The 22,397-nt window shown below is 66.5% G+C and carries 19 protein-coding genes; 7 read left to right on the forward strand and 12 right to left on the reverse strand.

The window, feature by feature from the left end; all coding sequences use genetic code 11:
• The first annotated feature begins 4 nt into the window (after positions 1-4).
• Genes AB1K63_RS02990 through AB1K63_RS03000 form a run of 3 tightly spaced genes read left to right on the forward strand, consistent with a single transcriptional unit; the run spans position 5 to position 2,718 of the window.
• A complete protein-coding gene (locus tag AB1K63_RS02990; RefSeq protein ID WP_366958447.1) occupies positions 5-787 on the forward strand; it encodes a type III pantothenate kinase in 783 nt (260 codons plus the stop codon).
• Positions 788-791: 4 nt separating this feature from the next.
• Positions 792-2,429 carry a ribonuclease J gene (locus AB1K63_RS02995; protein ID WP_366958448.1) on the forward strand — a complete coding sequence of 546 codons (1,638 nt, stop codon included), beginning with the start codon at positions 792-794 and terminating at the stop codon, positions 2,427-2,429.
• Between the two features lie 4 nt (positions 2,430-2,433).
• Positions 2,434-2,718 carry a DUF1467 family protein gene (locus AB1K63_RS03000; RefSeq protein ID WP_366958450.1) on the forward strand — a complete coding sequence of 95 codons (285 nt, stop codon included), beginning with the start codon at positions 2,434-2,436 and terminating at the stop codon, positions 2,716-2,718.
• A gap of 13 nt (positions 2,719-2,731) precedes the next feature.
• Here AB1K63_RS03000 and AB1K63_RS03005 read toward each other — a convergent pair whose 3' ends face one another.
• Positions 2,732-5,338 carry a hypothetical protein gene (locus AB1K63_RS03005; RefSeq protein ID WP_366958451.1) on the reverse strand — a complete coding sequence of 869 codons (2,607 nt, stop codon included), beginning with the start codon at positions 5,336-5,338 and terminating at the stop codon, positions 2,732-2,734.
• A 91-nt stretch (positions 5,339-5,429) separates the two neighbouring features.
• On the opposite strand from AB1K63_RS03005, the gene AB1K63_RS03010 reads away from it, so the two are divergent.
• The 3 genes from AB1K63_RS03010 (at position 5,430) to AB1K63_RS03020 (ending at position 8,185) form a co-directional block, all read left to right on the forward strand.
• Complete coding sequence (locus tag AB1K63_RS03010) at positions 5,430-5,738, forward strand: Hpt domain-containing protein (RefSeq protein WP_366958452.1); 309 nt, start codon at positions 5,430-5,432, stop codon at positions 5,736-5,738.
• A gap of 88 nt (positions 5,739-5,826) precedes the next feature.
• Complete coding sequence (locus tag AB1K63_RS03015) at positions 5,827-6,804, forward strand: hypothetical protein (RefSeq protein WP_366958453.1); 978 nt, start codon at positions 5,827-5,829, stop codon at positions 6,802-6,804.
• Positions 6,797-8,185 (forward strand): HAMP domain-containing sensor histidine kinase, encoded by a 1,389-nt coding sequence (locus AB1K63_RS03020; protein WP_366958454.1) that lies wholly within the window; start codon positions 6,797-6,799, stop codon positions 8,183-8,185. Before AB1K63_RS03015 ends, AB1K63_RS03020 begins: the two co-directional genes overlap by 8 nt.
• Positions 8,186-8,192: 7 nt before the next feature.
• Here the strand turns inward: AB1K63_RS03020 and AB1K63_RS03025 are convergent, their stop codons facing one another.
• Positions 8,193-9,479 carry a citrate synthase gene (locus AB1K63_RS03025; protein WP_366958455.1) on the reverse strand — a complete coding sequence of 429 codons (1,287 nt, stop codon included), beginning with the start codon at positions 9,477-9,479 and terminating at the stop codon, positions 8,193-8,195.
• A 13-nt stretch (positions 9,480-9,492) separates the two neighbouring features.
• Positions 9,493-10,908, reverse strand: a complete 1,416-nt coding sequence (gene gltX, locus AB1K63_RS03030) for a glutamate--tRNA ligase (protein WP_366958456.1) — start codon at positions 10,906-10,908, stop codon at positions 9,493-9,495.
• Positions 10,909-11,039: 131 nt separating this feature from the next.
• Here gltX and AB1K63_RS03035 point away from each other — a divergent pair, with 131 nt between their 5' ends.
• Positions 11,040-13,130 carry a ComEC/Rec2 family competence protein gene (locus tag AB1K63_RS03035; protein WP_366958457.1) on the forward strand — a complete coding sequence of 697 codons (2,091 nt, stop codon included), beginning with the start codon at positions 11,040-11,042 and terminating at the stop codon, positions 13,128-13,130.
• Positions 13,131-13,158: 28 nt separating this feature from the next.
• Here AB1K63_RS03035 and lexA read toward each other — a convergent pair whose 3' ends face one another.
• The 9 genes from lexA to AB1K63_RS03080 form a co-directional block, all read right to left on the reverse strand.
• Entirely contained in the window at positions 13,159-13,854 is a 696-nt protein-coding gene (gene lexA / locus AB1K63_RS03040; protein WP_366958458.1) for a transcriptional repressor LexA, read from the reverse strand.
• 138 nt (positions 13,855-13,992) lie between these two features.
• Positions 13,993-14,478 (reverse strand): cyclic pyranopterin monophosphate synthase MoaC, encoded by a 486-nt coding sequence (gene moaC / locus AB1K63_RS03045; protein WP_366958459.1) that lies wholly within the window; start codon positions 14,476-14,478, stop codon positions 13,993-13,995.
• Between the two features lie 150 nt (positions 14,479-14,628).
• Positions 14,629-15,414 (reverse strand): indole-3-glycerol phosphate synthase TrpC, encoded by a 786-nt coding sequence (trpC, locus tag AB1K63_RS03050; RefSeq protein WP_366958460.1) that lies wholly within the window; start codon positions 15,412-15,414, stop codon positions 14,629-14,631.
• Positions 15,411-16,403, reverse strand: coding sequence for an anthranilate phosphoribosyltransferase (trpD, locus tag AB1K63_RS03055; RefSeq protein WP_366958461.1), 993 nt, complete (start codon positions 16,401-16,403; stop codon positions 15,411-15,413). Before trpD ends, trpC begins: the two co-directional genes overlap by 4 nt.
• On the reverse strand, positions 16,400-16,999 hold the full coding sequence (locus AB1K63_RS03060) for an aminodeoxychorismate/anthranilate synthase component II (protein ID WP_366958462.1): 600 nt from the start codon (positions 16,997-16,999) through the stop codon (positions 16,400-16,402). Before AB1K63_RS03060 ends, trpD begins: the two co-directional genes overlap by 4 nt.
• The gene (gene pip / locus AB1K63_RS03065) at positions 16,999-17,964 is read right to left on the reverse strand and encodes a prolyl aminopeptidase (RefSeq protein WP_366958463.1); all 966 of its coding nucleotides are present in this window, start codon (positions 17,962-17,964) and stop codon (positions 16,999-17,001) included. Before pip ends, AB1K63_RS03060 begins: the two co-directional genes overlap by 1 nt.
• Positions 17,961-18,791 carry a phosphodiester glycosidase family protein gene (locus AB1K63_RS03070; protein WP_366958464.1) on the reverse strand — a complete coding sequence of 277 codons (831 nt, stop codon included), beginning with the start codon at positions 18,789-18,791 and terminating at the stop codon, positions 17,961-17,963. The genes pip and AB1K63_RS03070 overlap by 4 nt, the downstream gene beginning before the upstream one ends.
• On the reverse strand, positions 18,788-20,305 hold the full coding sequence (trpE, locus tag AB1K63_RS03075; protein WP_366958465.1) for an anthranilate synthase component I: 1,518 nt from the start codon (positions 20,303-20,305) through the stop codon (positions 18,788-18,790). Before trpE ends, AB1K63_RS03070 begins: the two co-directional genes overlap by 4 nt.
• The gene (locus AB1K63_RS03080; RefSeq protein ID WP_366958466.1) at positions 20,302-22,233 is read right to left on the reverse strand and encodes a peptidyl-prolyl cis-trans isomerase; all 1,932 of its coding nucleotides are present in this window, start codon (positions 22,231-22,233) and stop codon (positions 20,302-20,304) included. Before AB1K63_RS03080 ends, trpE begins: the two co-directional genes overlap by 4 nt.
• Positions 22,234-22,397 lie beyond the last annotated feature (164 nt).

Raw genomic sequence — 22,397 nt, forward strand, 5'->3', positions numbered from 1 at the left:
CAACATGCTGCTCGCGATCGATGTCGGCAATACCAATCTCGTCTTCGCGCTTTTCGACGGTGACGAGGTCAAGGCGCGCTGGCGCATTGCCACCGATGCCAGGCGCACCGGTGACGAATACGCGGTCTGGCTGCTGCAATTGCTCGGTACGGTCGGGATCGAGCGATCCGATATCGACCAGGTTATCTACGGCTCGGTCGTGCCGCGCGCGGACCACAACCTGTCGGTTCTGTGCGAAGAATATCTCGGTATTACGCCGCTGGTGGCAGGACAGGGCAAGGCATCATGGGGCTTCGAGATCGACGTGGAGCAGCCGAGCTCGCTGGGCGCGGACCGGGCTCTCAATTGCATCGCCGCCAGCAAACTTGTCGGCGGTGACATGATCGTCGTCGATTTCGGTACCGCGACCAAATTCGAAGCGGTCGATTTCAACGGAACCTACAAGGGCGGGATCATCACGCCCGGGATCAATCTGAGCCTCGATGCGCTGGTGGGGAAGACGGCGAAGCTCCCCCGGATCGCAATCGCGGCACCCGAAACGCGCAGCGTCATCGGTCGCAACACGGAAGACCAGATGCTGATCGGCATATTCTGGGGTTATGTCGCGATGATGGAAGGGTTGATCGAACGGATGCGGGCAGAGATCGGGCGACCGGTGAAAGTCGTGGCGACCGGCGGCCTTGCCGTCCTGTTCGACGAGCACACCGACATATTCGATGTCGTCGATCGCGACCTGACAATCCGCGGCCTCCAGATACTGGCGGACCGCGCAGCACGGAAAGACTGATGCGTTGAAGAAAGATTGTACCCCCGAAGACGAACTCCTTTTCCTCGCCCTTGGCGGATCGGGGGAGATCGGCATGAACGTCAATCTATACGGGACCCAGGGCAAATGGCTCATGGTCGATCTGGGAATGACGTTCTCGGGCAACGAATATCCCGGCGTCGATCTCGTCTTTGCCGATCTGGAATTCATCGAGGACCGGGCGGATGACCTTGTCGGCATTGTGCTGACGCACGGTCACGAGGACCATATCGGCGCCGTCCCGTATTTCGCCGAGGAACTGGGTGTCCCGCTCTATGCCACGCCGTTCACGGCCGAACTCGTGCGGCGCAAGCTTGCCGAGGCGGGCATCGCCGACCGTGTCCGGCTAATCGAGATCGACGACAACGAGCGCTTCGATATCGGTCCCTTCGGGATAACATACCTTCCGCTGGCCCATTCCATCGCGGAAGGTCATGCGGTCCTGGTCGACACGCCGCAGGGTCGGGTCTTCCATACGGGCGACTGGAAGCTGGACGACGAACCGATCATCGGCGAACCGACCACGCAGGAGGAACTGGAAGCAATCGGCAGGGACGGAGTGCTCGCTCTGGTCTGCGATTCCACCAATGTCTTCAACCCGGTGCCGAGCGGTTCGGAAGGCGCCGTGCGCGACGGCTTGCTTGAAGAAGTCTCGAAACACGAAGGCAAGCGGGTGCTTGTCACCACATTTGCATCCAATGTCGCGCGGATGGACACGCTCGGCGAAGTTGCGCGCGCCACCGGACGCAAGGTCTGCGTGGCGGGCCGGTCGCTGGACCGGATCCTCGAAGTCTCGCAGGCCAACGGCTACCTGACCGACTTTCCCGAGCCGGTTGATTTCGACACGGCCATGCGTCTGCCGCGTGGGGATGTGCTGATCATCGCGACCGGCGGGCAGGGCGAGCCGCGCGCGGCCCTGTCCCGGATCGCCGAGGGCAATCATCCGCTCGAATTGTCGCAAGGCGACGTCGTGCTGTTTTCCAGTCGCCAGATCCCTGGAAACGAGATCGCTATCGGCAAGATGCAGAACCAGCTCGCCGCGCGGGGGATCGAGATGATTACCGACCGCCAGAGCATGATCCACGTTTCCGGCCACCCGGGCCGCCCGGAACTCGAGGCCCTGTACGGATGGCTGAAGCCAGAGATACTCGTTCCCGTCCATGGCGAGATGCGCCACATGCAGGAACAGGCGAGGCTGGGTCTCGGAACGGGTATCGGATACGCCGTGGTGCAGAAGAACGGCGACCTCGTGCGGCTTGCGCCGGGCAAGCCCGCGAAGCTGGCGGAAGTCCAGACAGGCCGGCTCGTCCTCGACGGCGACCTGATCGTACCAGCCGATGGCGAGGCGATCGCCATGCGTCGCAGGCTGGCCCATAACGGCGCGATCTTCGTGTCACTGGATGGGCGCAACAAGCCCACCATCGAAGCCCTCGGCCTGCCGCTGGACGAAGACTACGCCGAGTTTGAAGCGGAAGCGAAAGAGGACGTCGCCAAGGCGATCAAGCGCCTCAAGGGCAAGAGCGAGCGCAGCGATGTGGCCGAAGCCACCCGCCTCGCAGTCAGGCGGGCGGCCCAGCGCTGGAGCGGCAAGCGTCCGCAAGTGCGCGTGGTGATGACGGGGTAGCGCTATGGCATGGACTTCCATCCTGGCGATCTACATCCTGATGTGGTCGATGGTCGCCTTCCTGTTACTGCCCTTCGGTGTGAGGACGGCGGACGAGGCCGGCGTCCGGAAGATCGAAGGGCAGGCTGACAGTGCGCCGGCCAATTTCCGCGGCGGCCGGCTCGCGTTGCGGGCCACCGTCATCGCTGCGGTTCTTACCGCAGTGTATGTCGCGAACTGGGAATATGGCTGGATCGACGTTCGCGATCTCGACGTGTTCGGGCGCCTGATCGGTCGACCGGCCGCCTGAACCACCGGCCCGGTCAGTCGCGCAGCCGTTCGATCGCCTGCGCCAGCGCGACGTAAAGCTTGCCCATGTCGGAACTCAGCAGCGTCACGCTCAGCGCGTTGCCGTCCCGGGTCGAAAGCATGGTGCGCAACATCGCCTCGAAATCGTGGATGTAGCGGCTGACGTTTTCCCTGAAATCGGGGTCCGCATCGTAGAGTTCGGCCAGTTCGCGCGCTTCCGAGTTGTTCAGCAGCCGCACCGCGCGTCGGGTGAAAATGCCGCGGTCACCGCGCAGGTAGGATGCCCACGAACTGTCCGACACGTCTGCGTCGAGGGCCTTGGCAATGTCGATCGCGTTTGAATTAAGGGCCTCGGTAATTAGCGCGCTGCGGCGGGCGAAGTCGTTGTCGATCCGCTCTTCCGCCCGTTCGCGCGCCTGTGCCACCCGGTTTTCCAAATTGATGGCCAGTTCATTGATGCGGCCGAGCTGGTCGCGCAGTTCCATGATCGTCTGGCGCCCGGCGGCACCGATCCGGTCGGAGTTCTGCTCCAGTTCCTCGATTGCCGCCGCAATGCGGGTATTCAGCGCCTCCTCGAGCGAGGTCACCGCGCGCTTGCCGACTTCTTCGCCCAGACTGTCGGCCCGATCCATCAGTGCCGCTTCGAGTTCGCCCGGCGCGGCTTCCGCCGCATCGCGCAGGCGTTCGAGGAGAGTGGCCAGTTCGGTACGCGTCTTTTCCGAGAGTTCCGCGATGGCCGCGGTGCTGTCGTCGAGATCGGTCCGGATATCGCTTGCAAGACCGACATGGTCCCGGCGTAGCTGGGCGACCCGATCGTTGAAGATCTCGATATCGGCCGTGGCTTGCCGGGATTCGTCCCGCGCCGCGATGACATAGCTCGACAGGTCTTCGCCCTTGGCGGCCGACGCGGTCACTGTTTCGTAAAGGGCGTCGACTCGATCTGCGAGGTCGGACAGCGTCTGGTGCGCGTCGCGGATCGCCTGCGGCAGATGATCCTGGCTGTGCTGGGAGCTTGCCTGGATGAGTTCCAGCAGGCGCACCGACGCATCGGTCAATTGCGCGATGGCGGCATCCGTCTGTGCGATTTCGTTGCGGCTGTCCGCCAGCTTGCGCTCGGCAAGGGTGGCGCTCTCTTCCAGGTTCGAGCCGATCCGCTCGCTGTCGCTGGCGAGCGTAGCGACGGTTTCACGCAGCTTGCGCACCGGTTCGGCGAGCCGGGCATCCAGTTCCTCGACGGATTTCGCGAATTCCTCGTGGCTGCCGCGCCGTTCGGAAAAGGCCTTGTCGATCGCGGCGAGGCGGACTTCGAACGAAGCGATTGCCTTGCCTTCGTCGGCCAGCATCATCGCCTGCCGATCCTTGACGCGGTCCATGAGTTTCTGGTCGCGATAAAGGATGTTGCGATCGACCTGTTCGGCTTCCTCGCGCAGGGCCTCCAGCTTCGCATTGGCGGATTCCAAGGCCTGCTGGTCGATCCGCTGGATTTCCGCGATGGCTGCGGTCAGGCGATCCGTGATGCTGTCGACCTGCGCGTTCCACAGGCTCGCGGCTTCTTCTTCGCCCGATCTGATGGCGCTGGCGGCTTCCTCGGCACCTGCCCTGAGGTCTGCAGCGCGCTGCACGAGCGCCTCGACGGCTTCGTCCTCGCTACCGGACAGGATGGTCCGGGCATCGGCGATCTCGTTGCGCAATCCGTCGATCCGTCGGCGCATAGAGGCGGCGGCCTGGGCCTCGCTCGTCTCGAGCTCGCTGCGCCATGCATCGGCGGCGTCGCGCAGCTGCGAAAGCCGGTCCTGGACGAATTGCTCGACGGCGCGGGTCTTCGCATCGAAGGCCTCCATCGCGTCCTCGATATGCGATTGAAGCGCTCGAATGCGCTCTTCGCCCTGTGCCCCGCGTTCGGAGAGCGTTTCGAAGCCTCTCTGCAGGGCGCCGAGGCTGTCCTGCGCGGTGTTGCCCGCAACGCCGATCTGGTTGGCGACATCGCGCGCCGAATTGGCAATGACCGGCAGGTCCGCGCGCAACCGGTTCATGTTGACGACCGCGCTCTCGCTCGCCGAGTCGATCGCGTCCATCTGCGCGGCGTTGGAACCGATCAGGCTTTCGAGGCGATCGGATTGCTCGCCGATCCGCTGGGTCGCCACGCGGCCGAGCGTCTCCAGCTCCCGCGACTGGGAGCCGAGGAATTCGCGTGCGAGACTCAGTTCGCGATTCACGGTCGCGAGCCGGGTCTCCAGTTCCGCGGATTCGGCAGAAAGCGCCCTTGCGGTCCGGGCGAACCGCGCGGCCTCGCTGCGGCTGTTGCGCTGGAGGATCAGGTAGAGCGCCGCGACGAGGACGACCGGAATGGTCCACTGGACCACCAGTTCGACCGCGCGGGTCAGGCTCGTCCCGGCCATGATCTCGGCCCGATGGGCAAATCCGACGAGGGCGGTCCAGCCGACCACGGCGAGGATTGCGATGGCAGGAACGATCCGGCCCATGCCGCTGCGCGAAGCTACGTCTTCCTCGACCCACTCTTCGGTCCACGGCGCGCCATCGGGCAGTCCTTCGCCGGCGGCCATGTCTGCCTCACGCGCTTCTTCGGCCCGATCCTCGTCCTGTTCGATTATGGCGCGCATGGATCCCCCCTCATTCCCGAACGCGCCAGATACCACCGGCCGGCAGACGATTAAAGCCATCTTAACTCCGCTTCGGATAACGGGCTTCACCATGCGACACGAATACGACAGTTTCGAAGCGACGCTGGCGATGGCGGCCGGGGACGACCAGGGCCTCGCCGACGAATTGCGCCGGACCTTCGCAGACAGTGTCGCGCGCCAGGTGGACCTGCTGAAGCGGGCCCGGTGCGACGGAAACTGGCTGGTCGCGGCCCAGCGGCTCAAGAGCCTCGCTTCGTCATTCTTCGCGCAGGAACTGATCGAACTTGCGGACCTCGCCATCGAATCCGCCCCGGGCGATCCAGTCGCGGTGCGCAGGCTGGAAGATTTCGTCTCGGACATGCGCACCGGCCAGAACTGATCGGCAAAGGCCGACATTGCACCCGCACAGCCGGCCGCATAGCGTTCGGATAACACCGATTTAACCACAGTGTGATATCCCGCGAACCATGTCAGAGGCGCCTGCCACCAGTCCTGCGATCGCCAGTCCGATCGAAACGATCCTGCGGGACGAGCTGGCGCATGGCGACCGCGCGCTGGGGTCGATCGGTCCCATCCTCGGCCACCTGGTCGTCAACGAAGAGAACGGACAGTTCAACGACGCGATCGTCGCGTCAGTCCGGGGCATGATCTTCGACCTCGCGCGCCAGGCGCTGTTCGCTTACGCCGGGGCAGCGAAGCTGGACGATCCGGCGGCCTATGTGGATGCGGCGATCGACGGGCTGGGCGGCCAGATGCTGACCGACATGCCGCTCCTCGCCCATTGCCATTCGCTGGCGATCGAGACGAGGCTGGCGGAAAGGCTCCAGCGTCGCAGCGGGCTGGAACCGGTGCTTTCTCCCTATATCCAGAACGCGGTCGCTTCCAGCGACGCGGAGACCAGCGGCCTTGCAATGCGTGTTCTCGCGGCGCAGGCGCGGTTTTTCCGGCACCAGTCGCGGATGCACCTGCCCCTCGGCGAATTGCCGGTGGAACTGTTCGAACTGGTGCTGGTCCACTGGCGCGATTTCCTGCCCGACGATGCAGGGGAGGGGGCCCGGGACGCGGAGCAGGCCCTGCGCGACCTTCGCCACGAACATCCGGCGCGGCTGCTGCTGATCGAGAAACTGCTGGCTACCAATCCGCAGGATCGGCGAGGGGCGCTCTCGATCGGCCACGCCGGGCTCGCGACGTTCATTACCGCGCTTGCCGGGGCCACCCGGCAGGACAGGGCGCTGGTGATGCAGTGCAGCAGCGAGCAGCATCTCGGCCGGTTCGTGCTTTCCCTGCGCGCCGCCGGGCTGGCACCGCAAGAGATCGAGAACCAGTTCCAGTATCTCCATCCGGAAATCGAATTGCCGGACGGCCTGGCCACGCTGCGCCCGGACCGCGCCGCGCAGATGTTGCATGCAGGCGCAAGCGCCGCGGACACGACCGGCCATGCATGAACGCGTGACACCGGCCGGGCCGCGCGCGCTGGGCGATGCGCAGGGCCGCCTCCTGGAGGCCGACGAGAGGATCGCCAACCTGCAGACGAATGCTGGCGGAGACGTTCCTGGACCTTGCACCATTCCCGCGATCCGGGATGTGCTGCTGACGGTCGCGTCTTCCGGGCGCACGGTGCGGCGGCGGCTCGCTGCCCATGACGGCAGCGGCTTCGTATCCTTCCGGGTCGTGGCGAGGCCGGCGGACGAGGACGGCCGGATCGCCATCGAGACGACCGACTGGGTCGTGGAAACGCCGGAGCAGGCGAACGAGCGCGAGGACGAGAAGCGCCGGCTCGCCGCGACGCGCGCGGGCGCCGAGATTGCCCTGCTGCTGGATAGCGAACAGCGGATCCTCGAATGCGAAACGCGCTCTCCCGACGCGGCCGAGGCGGTGGAAGCCATGCGCGAAGGGCGCGGGCAACCCTGGACCGGTTTCGTGGACCTGGCCGACAAGCCCGGCACGGCCGCGCTCCACTGGCGCTTGCTGGACGGCGCACGCTGCCGCCTGGCCGGATCGGAGAGAAGCTGGGAAGCGCGGATCTTCCCGCGTGGTGCGGGCGAGGACGACGCGGCAGGCTTCGAACTCTACCTCGTCGCACAGACGGCCGTGTCGACGCTCCCGGTCGCGACCGGCAATGCAGGCACCCTGGCAAATGCGGAAACCGCGACGGAATCGGCGTCGATCGGGCGCGACGTATCGCCCGTCCTGCGCCAGCCGATCACGCGCATCATCGCCAATGCGGAGACGATCCGGACCAAGCTCGCCGGGCCTCTGCCGGACCAGTACAGCGCCTACGCCGCGGACATAACCGCCGCAGCGCGGCATCTCCTGTCGCTGGTGGACGACCTTGCCGACCTCGAAATCGTCGAGGCGGAGGATTTCCGAACCAGTGCCGATGCGATCGATCTGGCCGAAGTGGCGAAACAGGCGGTCGGCATTCTCGCCGTCAGGGCGCAGGAGAAATCCATCGCGCTTGATCTCGCAGGTGAATCGGCCGTGCCGGTGACGGCCGAGTTCCGGCGCGCCTTGCAGATCCTGCTGAACCTGATCGGCAATGCCATCCGCTATTCGCCGGAAGGCTCGACCGTCCGGGTTGAAACCGGAAGCGGTGATTGCCTTGGCCGTGTGGCGGTCATCGACGAAGGGGCCGGCATCGCGGAAGAAGACCGCGAGGCCGTTTTCCGGAAGTTCGAAAGGCTCGGCCGGACCGGCGATGGCGGGTCTGGGCTCGGTCTCTATATCTCGCGCCGGCTTGCCCGGGCGATGGGCGGCGACCTGGTGGTCGAAGCGGCACCGGGTGGCGGCGCGCGCTTCGAACTCACATTGCCGCAGGAAGCCTGACGGCCCCTCAGCGTTCCGAAACGGGCACGTAATCGCGCTGCGTCGGACCGGTGTAGAGCTGGCGCGGCCGACCGATGACCTGCGCGGGATCGGAAATCATCTCGTTCCACTGCGCGACCCAGCCCACCGTGCGCGCGAGCGCGAACAGGGCGGTGAACATGGTGGTCGGGAAGCCGATCGCCGACAGGATGATGCCGGAATAGAAATCGACGTTCGGGAACAGCTTCTTCTCGATGAAATAGTCGTCGTTCAACGCCATTTCCTCAAGGCGAAGCGCCGTCTCGAACACGGGATCGTCGACCTTCAGCGCTTCGAACACTTCGCGCACGGTCTTCTGCATCACGGTCGCGCGCGGGTCGTAGTTCTTGTACACGCGGTGGCCGAAGCCCATCAGGCGGAACGGATCGTTCTTGTCCTTGGCCCGCTCGATGTAGTGCGGGATCTTGTCCGGCGTGCCGATCTCGCGCAGCATGTTGAGCGCCGCTTCGTTGGCGCCGCCATGCGCGGGGCCCCAGAGGCAGGCAATGCCGGCGGAAATGCAGGCGAACGGGTTGGCGCCAGAAGACCCGGCCAGGCGCACCGTGGAGGTCGAGGCGTTCTGTTCGTGGTCGGCATGGAGGATGAAGATCCGGTCCATCGCCTTTTCGACTTCCGGGATGACTTCATACGGTTCGGCCGGGACGCCGAAAGTCATGCGCAGGAAATTGCCGGTGTAGCTGAGCGAATTGTCGGGCTGCATGAATGGCTGCCCGATCGAGTACTTGTACGCCATCGCCGCGATGGTCGGCATCTTGGCGATCAGCCGATGGCTGGAAATCTTGCGATGTTCCGGGTCCGCGATGTCGGTGCTGTCATGGTAGAAGGCCGACAGCGCGCCGACCACGCCGCACATGATCGCCATCGGGTGCGCGTCGCGGCGGAAACCGCGATAGAACGTCATCAGCTGCTCGTGCAGCATGGTGTGGCGCGTGATGGTGTAGGAGAACTCGTCCAGCTCGGTCGCCGAGGGCAATTCGCCGTTCAGCAGCAGGTAGCTGACTTCCATGAAGCTGGAATGTTCGGCCAGCTGGCCGATCGGATAGCCGCGGTGAAGCAGCACGCCTTCCTCGCCGTCGATGAACGTCAGCGCGCTTTCGCAGCTGGCGGTCGACTTGAAGCCGGGATCGTAGGTGAACCGGTTGGTGGTGCCGTAGAACTTGCGGATATCGACGACTTCCGGTCCGCAGGTCCCTTCCAGAATGGGGAATTCCTGGGTGTCGCCGGCAATCTCCAGCTTTGCGGTAGTATCCGACATCGGGGTCTCCTGCTTAGGTCTCGTTGTTGGTTCCGGCCGCCTGCGCGTCGATCCGCGCCAGCGATTCCTCTCGTCCGAGAAGGACCAGAACATCGAAAATTCCGGGGGACTGGGTGGTCCCCGTCAAGGCCGCGCGCATCGGCTGCGCGAGCTTGCCGAGCCCCAGTTCGAGCTGTTCGGCAAGCGATTTGGTAGTGGCTTCGAGCGCCTCCGATGTCCAGTCGTTTTCCGCGTGCAGCGCGGCGGAGACCTCAGACAGCCGGGCGCGGCCATCCTCGTCGAGCAGGGCGGCGGCTTTGTCGGTCATTGCCAGCGGCCGCTCGGCGAACAGGAAGGCGGCGCCTTCGGCAAGTTCGTTCAGGTCCTTCGCCCGTTCCTTGAGGACCGGCATTGCCCGTTCGAGCAACGATTCATCCGCCCCGGCACCGATTTTCGCAGCGACCAGCTGCGCCAGCCGGGCATCGTCCGCTTCGCGCAGATAGTGGCCGTTGAGGTTGAGCAGCTTCTTGGAATCGAAGCGCGACGGGCTCTTGCCGACGCCTTCGAGCGTGAACAGCTCGATCGCTTCCTCGCGCGTGATCTCTTCCCGGTCGCCGTGCCCCCAGCCGAGGCGCAGCAGGTAATTGAACAGCGCTTCGGGCAGAATGCCCATCTCGTCGCGATAGGTTTCCGCGCCGGGCGCGCCATGGCGCTTGGAAAACTTGGCCCCGTCGCTGCCGTGGATGAGCGGGACGTGGGCATAGACCGGTTCCGGCCAGTCCATCGCGCGATAGATCGGCAGCTGGCGGAAGGCGTTGTTGAGGTGATCGTCGCCGCGAATGACGTGGGTCACGCCCATGTCGTGATCGTCCACCACCACGGCCAGCATGTAGGTCGGCGTGCCGTCCGCGCGCAGGATGATGTAATCGTCGATCTCGGCATTGGCGACGCGGACGCTGCCCTGCACCGCGTCCTCGATCGTGGTCTCGCCGTCCTGCGGCGTCTTCAGCCGGATCGTGTAGGGCACGCCCTCGGGCGCTTCGGCCGGATCGCGGTCGCGCCAGCGCCCGTCATAGCGCATCGGCTGCTTGGCTGCGCGCTGTTCTGCGCGCATCGCCTCCAGCTCTTCCGGCGTGGCGAAGCATTTGTAGGCATTGCCCGTCTCGAGCAGCGCGTGCGCGACTTTGGCGTGGCGCGCGGCGCGTTCGGACTGGAACACCGGGTCCTCGTCGAAGTCGAGGCCGAGCCAGGACAGGCCGTCGAGGATCGCGTCGATTGCGTCCTGCGTCGACCGCTTCTGGTCCGTATCCTCGATCCGGAGCAGCGCCTTGCCGCCGTGATGGCGCGCGAACAGCCAGTTGAACAGCGCGGTGCGGGCGCCTCCGATATGCAGGAATCCGGTCGGGGACGGCGCGAAACGTGTCACCACCTGTCCGGTTTCACTTGCCATTGATTGCACGTTCCTTTTCAAATCTCGTCATGCCCGGCAGCGAGACATTCGGCGTGCCCTTCGGGGGACCCGGCGAGGGGGCGGGGGGTGCCGATGCTGCGGTGCAGCGTCCTTGGCGAAGCAGGCTCCACTTGTCCAGTATCGCCGACAGGGCCGAAGCGTTCCTGGACCGGGCGGGATTCGATCGCGCGCCCTGGCTGACGGTCGCTTTTGCGGGAGGAATCGCGCTCTGGTTCACCCTGGCCGCCCCTTGGCAATGGTGTGCGGCGATCGGCGCGTGCCTGCTGCTGGCGCTCGGCGCTTTCGCAGTCTGGCGCGACCGGCCGGGCCGGGTCGAACTGCAGAAGGCGGTAATCGCCCTGCCGGTGATGGTCGCGCTGGGGATCGGCGTGGTCTGGGCCCGGTCGGAACTGGTCGGGGCCGAGGCGATCGACGGCCCGCGGGTGGAGCGGTTCGATGCGCGGATACTGGAGCGCGAGGAGCAGCCGGCGCAGGACCGGATCAGGCTGGTCCTCGCCATGCACGATTCCGAGGCGGGGGAGGCGCGCAAGGTGCGGGTCAACGTTCCGCTGGCCATGGCTGCGCCGGGCCTGCGCGAAGGTGTCGTCATTCGCCTGCGGGCGCGCCTTATGCCGCCGGCGCCGCCCATGCTCCCGGGCTCCTACGATTTCGCCCGGCGGGCCTGGTTCGAAGGTCTGGCCGCGACCGGCGCCGCCATCGGAAAGATCGAGATCGTGGAGGGGGCAGGCGCGGCGGACGGGCTGGCGCAAGTGCAGCGGTACCTGGCGAGCCATGTCCGCTCGCAGCTTGGCGCGTCGCCCGGCACCATCGCGGCGGCTTTCGCGAGCGGCGACCGGGGCGCGATATCCGAGGCGGACGAGGAAGCGATGCGCGATGCCGGGCTGACGCACCTGCTTTCCATCAGCGGGCTGCATGTGAGCGCGGTGATAGCGGCGGCCTATCTGCTGGCGCTGAAGCTGCTTGCGCTGTGGCCCTGGCTCGCCCTGCGGGTCCGCCTGCCGTTGATGGCGGCGGCGATCGGCGCGCTCGCAGGTGTCGGCTACACCTTGCTGACGGGCGCGGAAGTACCGACGGTGCGCAGCTGCGTCGGGGCCCTGCTGGTCCTGATCGCGCTCGCCATGGGGCGCGAGGCGCTGTCGATGCGCATGGTCGCGGTGGCTGCCTTCATCATCCTGCTGGTCTGGCCCGAGACGCTGGTCGGCCCGAGCTTCCAGCTGAGCTTTTCCGCCGTTCTGGCGATCGTGGCGCTTCACAACAGCGCGCCGGTCAAGGCGTTCTTGGCGCCACGCGAGGAAGGCTGGCTGGCATCGACCGGGCGCAAGGCGGTGATGCTGCTGGTGACGGGGCTGGTGATCGAGATTGCGCTGATGCCGATCGTCCTGTCGCATTTCCACCGGGCCGGCGTGTACGGCGCCTTCGCCAATGTCTTCGCGATCCCGCTGGTCACTTTCGGCTCCATGCCGCTGATCGCGCTGGCGCTGTTCGCAGACCTCGTGGGGCTGGGCGCGCCGTTCTGGTGGCTGGCGGGCAAGTCGCTCGACCTGCTGCTGGCGATCGCGCACTGGACGGCCGACCAGCCGGGCTCGGTCAAGCTGATGCCGGACATGGGGCGCGGCCTGCTGATGCTGTTCGTCGCGGGCGGGTTGTGGCTGGCACTGTGGAAGGGGAGGGCGCGGTTGCTCGGGCTCGTTCCGGCGGGCCTCGCGGCCATGCTTTACGCGCTGAAGCCTGCACCGGACCTGCTGATCTCAAACGACGGACGGCATGTCGGAATCGCGGGCGAGGGCGAGCGGCTGCTGATGCTGCGCGACACGCGCAGCGACTATGCGAAGGACAATTTCAACGAACTCGCGGGTCTCGACGGCGAGCCGGTTCCGCTGGCCGAATGGGAGAATGCCGAGTGCAGTCCGGATTTCTGCGTCATCACGCTCGAGCGAGCCGGGCGAAGCTGGTCGATCCTGATGGCGCGCAGCCGCAACATCATCGAGGAACGGGCACTGGCGGCGGCGTGCGAGCGGGCCGATATCGTGGTGGCGGACCGCTGGCTGCCGCGCTCCTGCCGTCCGCGCTGGCTCAAGGCCGACCGCAAGATGCTGGCGGAGGAGGGCGGCCTCGCGATCGACCTGTCGACGCCGTCATACTCCGCCGTTGCCGACACGCAGGGCGCGCATGGATGGTGGCGCGGCGAAAGCTTCCGCTGACCGCCGCGCCGACCGTCATCCGGCCGCGTCAGTGATAGCGGCGCAGCAGGCCTGCGAGCTTGCCCTGCACCTGCACCTGGCCCGGGTGGTAGACCTGCGGCTCGTAGCTCGAATTCGCCGGATCGAGGCGGATATTCCCGCCGTCGCGGCGCAAATACTTGAGCGTCGCTTCCTCGTTCTCGACCAGGGCGACGACGATCTCGCCGTCCCGCGCGGTGTCGGTCCGCTTCACGAGCGCATAATCGCCATCGAAGATGCCCGCTTCGATCATCGAGTCACCCGACACCTCGAGCGCGTAGTGATCGCCCGGACCGAGCAGCGCCGCGGGGACCGGCAGGCTCGACTGGCCTTCGATCGCCTCGATTGGCGCACCGGCGGCGATGCGGCCGTGCAGCGGGATCTCGATCACGTCGTTCGCCGGTTGCGGCATGCGCGCCGGCGGCGTGGTCGCCCGGTCCACCGCGTCCGATGCCGTGTCGTTGGCGGCGACGGTCTTCGTCCCGGTCACGTTTTCCGGCTGCTTGAGGATTTCCAGCGCGCGGGCCCGGTTGGGCAGGCGACGGATAAAGCCGCGCTCTTCCAAGGCGGAAATCAGCCGGTGAACGCCGGACTTGCTCTTGAGGTCGAGCGCTTCCTTCATTTCCTCGAACGAGGGGGAAATGCCGGTCTCTTCCAGCCGCTGCTGGATAAAACGGATGAGCTCGTGCTGCTTTGCCGTCAACATGGGGCCCTTGGCTCCTTGATTGCCTTTACGATCCATCCGCAAACCGCGAACGAATGCAGAACAATTAGGCAACCAATTCGGTTAGGTCAAGCGTTTCCGCCATTCCGGGGTGGATAGTGCGGAACAGGCGTTCCCCTTTCATCCCGCCGGCGCATCGTCCGCAATCCACGATCCGGACTTGCCGCCATGCTTTTCGAACAGCCTTATGGCCTCGATGGTCATGGACCGGTCGATCGCCTTTGCCATGTCGTAGATCGTCAGCAGCGCGACCGAGACAGCGGTCATCGCTTCCATTTCCACGCCCGTGCGCCCGGTCAGCGCGGCGGTGGCGGTGACCGCGATCGCTCCGTCCTCGAACGCGAAGTCGACCGTTACGCTGTCCAGTGCGAGCGGGTGGCACAGCGGGATCAAGTCGCCGGTCTTCTTGGCCGCCATGATCCCTGCGATGCGCGCCGTGGCGAGGACGTCCCCCTTTGCGGTATTGCCGTCGCGGATGGCGGCGAGCGCCGCCTCCGACATCCGGATGCGACCGCCGGCGACGGCGCGCCTTCCGGTCGCAGGCTTGCCGCCGATATCGACCATCCGGGCCGCGCCCGATTCGTCTAGGTGAGTCAGGTCAGGCATAGCGAAGCTGAACCAAGTTGACGGAGTTGACACAGTCCTGATGGCAAAACCCGACGGCCGTGAAGGGCCGGAATTGCGGCGGGCAGACGGGACGGGGCAGGGGCTTGCTCATGGATTGATCCTGACAGCTTCGCGCCCTGTAGGACAGGCCTATCCGTTCAGCAGGTCGCGGGTCGCCTGTGCGACATCGTCCTGCCGCATCAGGCTTTCGCCGACGAGGAAGCAGCGGATGCCGCTCCGGCTCAAGCGCTCGCAGTCGGCGTGGCTTGCGATCCCGCTTTCCCCGACCAGCATGGCGTCCTCGGGCGCACGCGCGGCCAGCCGTTCGCTTGTGCCCAGATCGGTCTCGAAACTACGCAGGTCGCGATTGTTGATGCCGATGAGGCGCGATTTGAGACGCGCGGCGCGCTCCAGCTCCGCCTCGTCATGCACTTCGACCAGCACGTCCATGCCGCGCTCCAGCGCCGCCGCCTCGAATTCGGCCAGTTCGCCATCGGACAGTGCCGCCACGATCAGCAGGACCGCGTCCGCGCCCAGCGCGCGCGATTCCGCGATTTGCCAGGCATCGACCATGAAATCCTTGCGCAGGACCGGCAGGGCGCAGCTCTTGCGCGCTTCGATCAGGTAATCGTCATGACCCTGGAAATAGGGTTCGTCGGTCAGGACGGAGAGGCACGACGCACCGCCATCGGCATAATCCATCGCGTGCTGGTGCGGACGAAAATCGGGCCGGATCAGTCCCTTGGAAGGCGAAGCTTTCTTGATTTCCGCAATCAGCGCGAAGCCATCCGCCGATTTTTGCGCCAGGGCGTCGGCAAATCCGCGCGGCGGGGTGGCGGCAAGTGCGGCCCGGTCCAGGTCCTCGATTGTCGCGCGCGCCTTTCGCGCCGCGACCAGTTCGCGCTTCGCGGCGCAGATTTCTTCCAGCCTGTTCATCCGACCATCTCTATCCAGCGCGCCAGCAGATCGCGCGCGCGCCCGCTGTCGAGGGCTTCCGACGCCATGGAGGCGCCCGTGTTCCAGTCCTCCGTCCGTCCTGCCACGATCAGCGTTGCGGCGGCATTGAACAGGACCGCATCGCGATAGGGGCCGGGCACGCCGTCGAGCAGCGCGACGAGCGCCCGCGCGTTGTGCGCCGCGTCCCCGCCGCGGATCGCCTCGACCGGCGCGTGTTCGAGGCCGGCCATCCCGGCATCGACCCGGCGCATGGCGAATTCGCTGCCCTGAACGTCAGCGACCTCGTTGCCGCCGGCAAGGCTCAGCTCATCCAGCCCTTCGTCGCCCGAGACGATCATGGTGCGCTGGGTGCCCAGGCTCGCCTTGGCGCGCGCGTAGATCGGGACATAGGCGGGGCGGGCGATGCCGATCAGCTGGCGTTCGACGCCCGCGGGGTTCGACAGCGGGCCCATCAGGTTGAAGATCGTCCGCCGGCCGAGCCGCTGCCGGATGGGCTGAATCCGGCCCATCGCCGGGTGGTGGTTCTTCGCGAACAGGAAGCAGATGCCGATTTCCGCCAGCGTGCGCTCCGCCGTGCGGCCCGCCGCTTCCATGTCGAGGCCGAGCGCTTCGAGCGTATCGGCCGCGCCCGACTTGCTGCTGGCGGCCCGGTTGCCGTGCTTGGCGACCGGCACGCCGCAGGCCGCGACGACCAGGCTGACCGCGGTGGAGACGTTCAACGTATGGTGCCCGTCACCGCCGGTGCCGCAGCAATCGACCGCGCCTTCGGGTGCCTCGATCGGGATGAGGCGCGCGCGCAGTGCCCGCGCGGCGCCGGCGATTTCCTCCGCCGTCTCGCTGCGTTCGGTCATGGCGAGCAGGAAGCGGGCGATTTCCTCCTCGCTCGCTTCGCCATCAAGGATCCAGCCGAAGACTTCTTCGGATTCCGCCTCGTCCATGTGCGGCACCGCCAGCGGCAGCGTCTTCATGCCGGGTCCTTCGCTTCGTTGCCGCAGATCGCCAGGAAATTGGCGAGCAGGGCGTGGCCGTGTTCGGTGGCGATGCTTTCGGGGTGGAACTGCACGCCGTGAATGGGGAGCGTCCGGTGGCGGAAACCCATGACGCTGGTGCCGTCCAGCCCGGGCGTCTCGCTGGTCGCGTTCACTTCCAGCACCTCGGGAATGTCTTCCACCACCAGAGAATGATAGCGGGTCGCCATGAAGGGCGAGGGCAGGCCGGTGAAGACGCCGCTGCCCTGGTGGGTCACGGCCGATGTCTTGCCATGCATCAGCCCGCCGCGGACGACCGTGCCGCCGAAATGCTGGCCGATCGCCTGGTGGCCCAGGCATACGCCCAGCAGCGGCAGCTCCGCGTCGGCACAGGCCGCGACGAGATCGAGGCTGATCCCGGCCTCGTTGGGCGTGCAGGGGCCGGGAGAGATCAGGATGCCTGACGCCCCGCTCTTAGCCGCCTCGGCCGCGGTCAGCGCATCGTTGCGCTCCACCCGCACGTCCGCGCCCAGTTCCATCAGGTAGTGGACGAGGTTGAACGTGAAGCTGTCGTAATTGTCGACGACGAGGATCATCAGCCGGTCTTGCCTGCCAGCTTGTCCGTCGCGCGCACGTGGCCGTCGATGATGCCGGGTTCGCCCGCGCTGTGGCCCGCATCGTGGACGATCCACAGTTCCGCTTCGGGCCAGGCCTTCTTCAGTTCCCAGGCGGAGGTGGGCGGGGTGCAGATGTCGTGCCGGCCCTGGACGATGATGCCCGGAATGCCGCGCAGTCTGTCCACGTTCTTCAGGAGCTGCGCTTCCTCGAGAAAGAAGTCCTTGAGGAAGAAGCTGGCGCAGATGCGCGCGAAGGGAACCGCCTTGGCCGGATCGGCGAAACTGTCCATCAACGCCTCGTCCGGCAACAGCGTGGCGACAGTGCCCTCCCACAGCGACCATTCCTTCGCGGCGGCGAGGCGGGTTTCCTCGTCCGGACTGGTCAGCCGGTCGTAATAGGCCTGCACCAGATTGCCGCGTTCTTCCTCCGGGATATGGCCGGAGAAGGAGTCCCATTGTTCGGCCATGATCTCGCTGGCGCCGTATTCGTAGAGCCAGGCCTTTTCCTTCTGCCGGCCGAGGAAGACGCCGCGCAGCACCAGTTCGCTGGTGCGTTCGGGGTAGGACTGGGCGTAGGCGAGCGCGAGCGTCGCGCCCCAGCTGCCGCCGAAAACCTGCCATTTCTCGTGGCCGCACATCTGGCGAAGGCGTTCCAGGTCCTCCACGATGCGCCAGGTATCGTTGGCTTCCAGTTCGGCGAAGGGCTTGGACTTGCCGCAGCCGCGCTGGTCGAACAGCAGCACGTCGTACAGATCCGGATCCCACTGGCGCCGGTGCATCGGGCTCATCCCGCCGCCCGGGCCGCCATGCAGGAAAACCGCCGGTTTCGCGCCCTTGGTGCCGACCCGCTCGTAATAGAGCGAGTGGCCTTCGCCGACGTCGAGCATGCCGGTTTCGTAGGGTTCTATCTCGGGATAGAGCGTGCGTTCGTATTCGATGGTCATTGCTTCGTCTCCACCACGATTATGGGCCCGAGCGGGGCGCGGGCATCGCGCCGGCCGCTGGCAGGATCCCAGAGCGACGACACGTTGCCGTCGAGGAACAGGGCGTTTGGGGTCTTCGCCTCGTCCCGGAAATAGCGCGCGAACAGCCCGAAGCTGACCGGGCTTTCGGAAATCACGAAATGCGCGCGGCCCTGCGCGTCGACGCCAACGCCGTTGCGCAGCGCCTTGCTCGGCCCGTCTTCCGAAATCTCCGGATGGATCGTGCCGTCGATCACCAGCATCGGGCCGCTCTGCGTGCCGAACTGCGGACGGTCGCCGACAGTGCGGTAGAAGGTCTCCGAATCCAGCACGCGCCAGCTGCCGTTGCTGCCGAAGAACACGCCATTTGGTTTGAGATGGAAATTGCCGGGGCCGTCGTTGCGGTTGAGTTCGACGAGCCGCTCCGCGTCCTCGACATAGTATCCGACCGGATCGCCCGATGCCTCGAACATGCCGCCGTTCATCGCGAAGGCGACCGGCGGCGCGCTCGCGCCGCGGCCGGAGGACAGGGCGGCGAAGCTGCGATAGGGCGCGCCGTCGTCGGGGCCGAGATCGGTCGTGATGGCGTGTTTCGCGGGATCGGCGATGCAGTGGGTGAGCCTTGCACCTTCGAAACTGACCGGCTTGCAGTCGGATGCGCGCATCGGCGTGCTGGCCGGTTCGGGGGATGCGATTTCGGCGCCGTCGTCCGATCCGCCGCCGATCTCGGTGGTGATGACCGGCTCGCCTTCGGGTGCGGGATTGCAGGCGGCGAGGCCGAGCGCGAGAAGAAGGACCGCGGTCCTCACTGGCCGAACCCCGGTTCCCGGGCGAGGCGCACGGCCTCGCGCGCCGCGGCGAGCAGGGCGCCGGCCTTCGCCTCGCATTCGCGCAGCTCGTAATCGGGATCGCTGTCGGCAACGATGCCGGCACCCGCCTGCACGTGCAGCACGCCGTCCTTCACCACGCCGGTTCGCAGCACGATGCAGCTGTCGACCGAGCCGTCGGGCGCGAAATAGCCGACCCCGCCGGCATAGGCGCCGCGCGTTTCCGGCTCCAGCTCGGCGATGATTTCGCAGGCGCGCAATTTCGGCGCGCCGCTGACCGTGCCCGCGGGAAAGCCCGCGAACAGCGCGTCGAGCGCGTCGCGCGCGGGGTCGAGTTCGCCGACGACATTGCTGACGATGTGCATCACGTGGCTGTAGCGCTCGATCGTGTAGCTGTCCGTCACTTCCACCGTGCCGCGCTTCGCCACCCGGCCGACATCGTTGCGCCCGAGATCGAGCAGCATGAGGTGCTCGGCCCGTTCCTTCGGATCCGCCAGAAGCTCGGCTTCCGCCGCGCGGTCCAGCGCGGGCGTGGCCCCGCGCGGGCGTGTCCCGGCGATCGGGCGGATGGTGACTTCGCCCTCGCGCACCCGGACGAGGATTTCCGGGCTCGACCCGACGATCGCGAAATCGGGCAGGTCGAGGAAATAGAGGAAGGGCGAGGGATTGATCCGGCGCAGCGCGCGATAGAGATCGAATGGCGGCAGCGTGAAATCGCAGGTGAAGCGCTGCGCCAGCACGACCTGGAAGACGTCGCCGGCCGCGATGTACTCCTTCGCGCGCAGCACCATGTCGCGATAGGCCTGCGGGTCGGACTGCGGTGCGAGCGCCGGGTCGGGCAGGTCCGGCGCGGCCGTTCGCGATGGCGGTGCCGCGGCGAGCCCGCGTTCGGCTTCCTCGATCCGCTCATGCGCCAGGGCGATCCGTGCGTCGCTCCCGCCGGGGCCGTCCCAGACGGGCGCGATCAGGAACAGCTCGTCCGTGAGGTTGTCGAACACCAGCAGCAGCGTCGGGCGCACGAACAGCATGTCCGGCAGGCCCAGCGCCTCGTTGGCCGCGCGCGGCACGTCCTCCACCAAGCCCAGCGTCTCGTAGCCGAAATAGCCGACCAGGAAGGCGAGGGCAGGGGGCAGCCCTTCGGGCACGTCGATGCGGCACGCATCGGCCAGCGTGCGCAGCCGAGCCACCGGATCCTCGGCGCAGCTTTCGAAGGCTGCGGGGTCGCGCAGGTAGTCGGCATTGAGTTCCGCCTGCCCGCGCGACGCGCGGTACACGAGGTCCGGCTCCAGCCCGATCAGGCTGTAGCGGCCGCGCTGGCTTCCGCCCTCGACCGATTCTAGCAGGAAATCGCCGCGACCGTCGCGCGACAGTTTCGCGAAAGCGCCGACCGGCGTTTCGCAATCCGCGACGATCCGGCGCCAGACGAGGCCGTTGCGACCGGTCGGCGTGCTGGTGCCTGCGGAGGCGCGGCTGCCCGGGGGGGCTGCTGCGCTCAATTGTTGCCGTTCAGCTGGCGACGTACCGCCGCAATCGCATCCTCGTTCCTCTCGATGCCGATTTCCTCGCGGATCGCGAGGCGCAGCTGGTCGCTGTATTCGCGGCCCATGGACTGGCTGAGCGCGGCCTGCGTCTGCGTGAACAGCGGATCGTCGCTTTCGATCGGGTTCGCTTCGATGTCGTTCAGGTCGACGATGTACCAGCCCGCGCTGGAAGGGGCTTCCAGCTTCTTGGACGTGCCTTCGGCCATGCTGAACAGCAGCGCGAGCGGCGGCGGGATCTGCTGGCCGCCGCGGGCGAGCTGTTCGCGGTTGAGGTCGACGTTCTCGATCTGCGGCAGGCTCCGGTCCTCTTCGCGCAGCGCTGCGGCGAGGTCCGATCCACGGCCGAGCCGGGTGATGATGCGGTCGGCCGCCTTGCGCGCTTCGGCAAGACCGCGCGACAGCTTCCAGTCGGCAACGACCTGGTCGCGGATTTCCGACAGCGGTGCCGCGGCGGACTGGGTGATGCGGTTGACTTCGAACACGAGGTAACGGCCGCCCTGCTCGATGACGGCCAGTTCCGGCTCGCCTTCGGGCATTTCGAACGCGGTCGCGAGCGCGGGGGCGAGGACTTCGTCCACCTGCTCGTCCTGCGTGCCGTATACCAGGCCGTTGCCGGTCAGCGGGCGCGTGGTTTCGAGATCGACGTTCAGAGCGCGTGCGATGTCGGTGATGGCCGAGCCGCCAGTGACCTCGTCCTCGATCTCGTCGGCCAGGTCGTCCAGCGCGGCGCGGGTCTTCTGCTGCTGCAGCGTCTCCGCGATCTCGTCGCGTGCCTGGGCGAGCGTGCGGGCTTCCTGCCGCTCGACATCGTCGACGACCGCGACGTGGAAACCGAGGCCACTTCGCGCCGGTTGCGCGACGCTGCCTTCGCTCGCCGCGAACACGGCATTGGCGACGGCGGTGGATGTCTGGGCGGCCAGTTCCTCGCGCGTGACGGGCCCGACATTGGTGACGCCGAGGCCCGCTTCCTGTGCTGCGGTGGCGATCGGCGTCCCGCCGGCGATGCGCTGGCGGAAGGAGGTCGCGGCCTGCTGCGTGGGGACGATGAACTGAGTGATCGTGCGCCGCTCGATCGCCTGGAATTCGGCACGACGCGCCTGGTAGCTGGCGCGGATTTCGGCATCGGTCGGCGCGGTCACGGTCACCTGGTCGGGGCCGAACACGGCGTAGCGGATCACGCGGCGCTCGGGCCGCAGGTAATCGCCGCGATTGCTGGTGTAATAGGACTGAAGCTGTTCGTCGGTCGGATCGCCCGAGGGCGCGTAGGCCTGGCTCGGCAGGAAGCCGATCGCGCCCTCGCGCTGTTCCTTGAGCAGCGCGCCGTAACGCAGCGCGACCTTCTGCGGCACCTTGGCCCCGAAGGCGGCGGGCACCAGCACCTGCTGCGCGAGCAGGATATCCGTCTGTTCGGCGCGGAATTCCGCTTCGCTCATGTTGATCTGGCCGAGCAGCGCGCGGAAGGTCTCGGGATCGAAATTGCCGTCAGACCCGCGGAAGTTGGGATCGAGCAGGATCTGGCTGTTGACGAGATTTTCGCCGGCACGGAACCCGTATTTCTGCGCCCATTCGCCCAGCGCCGCCCGTTCGATCAGCTGGTCGAGAACTTCGTTGAGGCCGTCTTCCTCGAGGAAGGCCTGCATCGAATAGGTCCGCTCCTCGCGGCGGATCCGGTCCACTGCGGCCGTGGCGGTTTCCGCCAGTTCGGCCGAATCGATCCGCCGGTCGCCGACGACCGCGGCCCGGTCACCGCCCGCCACGCCACCGAAGAAGGCGTTGTTGCCCACGTCCCCCAGCGTGAACCCGACGGCGATGATGCCGAGCAGGACCAGGAAGAGAACGATACCGAAAGCGGAGCTGAAGAACTTGCGGACGCTTGTAAGCATGGTCGTGAATCGATATCCGGATATGGGTTGGCCGTGGCATGCGGCGGGAGCGTCGCCTTATCTTTGATGCGTCCCCTCGGCAACACTTCCCGGCCACTTTTGACCTCATGTGGATTGACGGCTAGCGACACCTGCCGATCGATCCATATAGCGGGTCCTTCGCA

This window comes from Qipengyuania sp. JC766 (assembly GCF_040717445.1).
Lineage (GTDB): Bacteria > Pseudomonadota > Alphaproteobacteria > Sphingomonadales > Sphingomonadaceae > JC766.

Bases quoted from the DNA above. Each gene is read 5' to 3' on its own strand.
- pip (WP_366958463.1), bottom strand. From the start codon at position 17,964: ATGACCATCGAATACGAACGCACGCTCTATCCCGAGATAGAACCCTAC.
- AB1K63_RS02990 (WP_366958447.1), top strand. From the start codon at position 5: ATGCTGCTCGCGATCGATGTCGGCAATACCAATCTCGTCTTCGCGCTT.
- trpC (WP_366958460.1), bottom strand. From the start codon at position 15,414: ATGAACAGGCTGGAAGAAATCTGCGCCGCGAAGCGCGAACTGGTCGCG.
- AB1K63_RS03005 (WP_366958451.1), bottom strand. From the start codon at position 5,338: ATGCGCGCCATAATCGAACAGGACGAGGATCGGGCCGAAGAAGCGCGT.
- trpD (WP_366958461.1), bottom strand. From the start codon at position 16,403: ATGAAGACGCTGCCGCTGGCGGTGCCGCACATGGACGAGGCGGAATCC.
- AB1K63_RS03000 (WP_366958450.1), top strand. From the start codon at position 2,434: ATGGCATGGACTTCCATCCTGGCGATCTACATCCTGATGTGGTCGATG.
- AB1K63_RS03010 (WP_366958452.1), top strand. From the start codon at position 5,430: ATGCGACACGAATACGACAGTTTCGAAGCGACGCTGGCGATGGCGGCC.
- lexA (WP_366958458.1), bottom strand. From the start codon at position 13,854: ATGTTGACGGCAAAGCAGCACGAGCTCATCCGTTTTATCCAGCAGCGG.
- moaC (WP_366958459.1), bottom strand. From the start codon at position 14,478: ATGCCTGACCTGACTCACCTAGACGAATCGGGCGCGGCCCGGATGGTC.
- AB1K63_RS03080 (WP_366958466.1), bottom strand. From the start codon at position 22,233: ATGCTTACAAGCGTCCGCAAGTTCTTCAGCTCCGCTTTCGGTATCGTT.
- AB1K63_RS03015 (WP_366958453.1), top strand. From the start codon at position 5,827: ATGTCAGAGGCGCCTGCCACCAGTCCTGCGATCGCCAGTCCGATCGAA.
- AB1K63_RS03020 (WP_366958454.1), top strand. From the start codon at position 6,797: ATGCATGAACGCGTGACACCGGCCGGGCCGCGCGCGCTGGGCGATGCG.
- AB1K63_RS03025 (WP_366958455.1), bottom strand. From the start codon at position 9,479: ATGTCGGATACTACCGCAAAGCTGGAGATTGCCGGCGACACCCAGGAA.
- AB1K63_RS03060 (WP_366958462.1), bottom strand. From the start codon at position 16,999: ATGATCCTCGTCGTCGACAATTACGACAGCTTCACGTTCAACCTCGTC.
- gltX (WP_366958456.1), bottom strand. From the start codon at position 10,908: ATGGCAAGTGAAACCGGACAGGTGGTGACACGTTTCGCGCCGTCCCCG.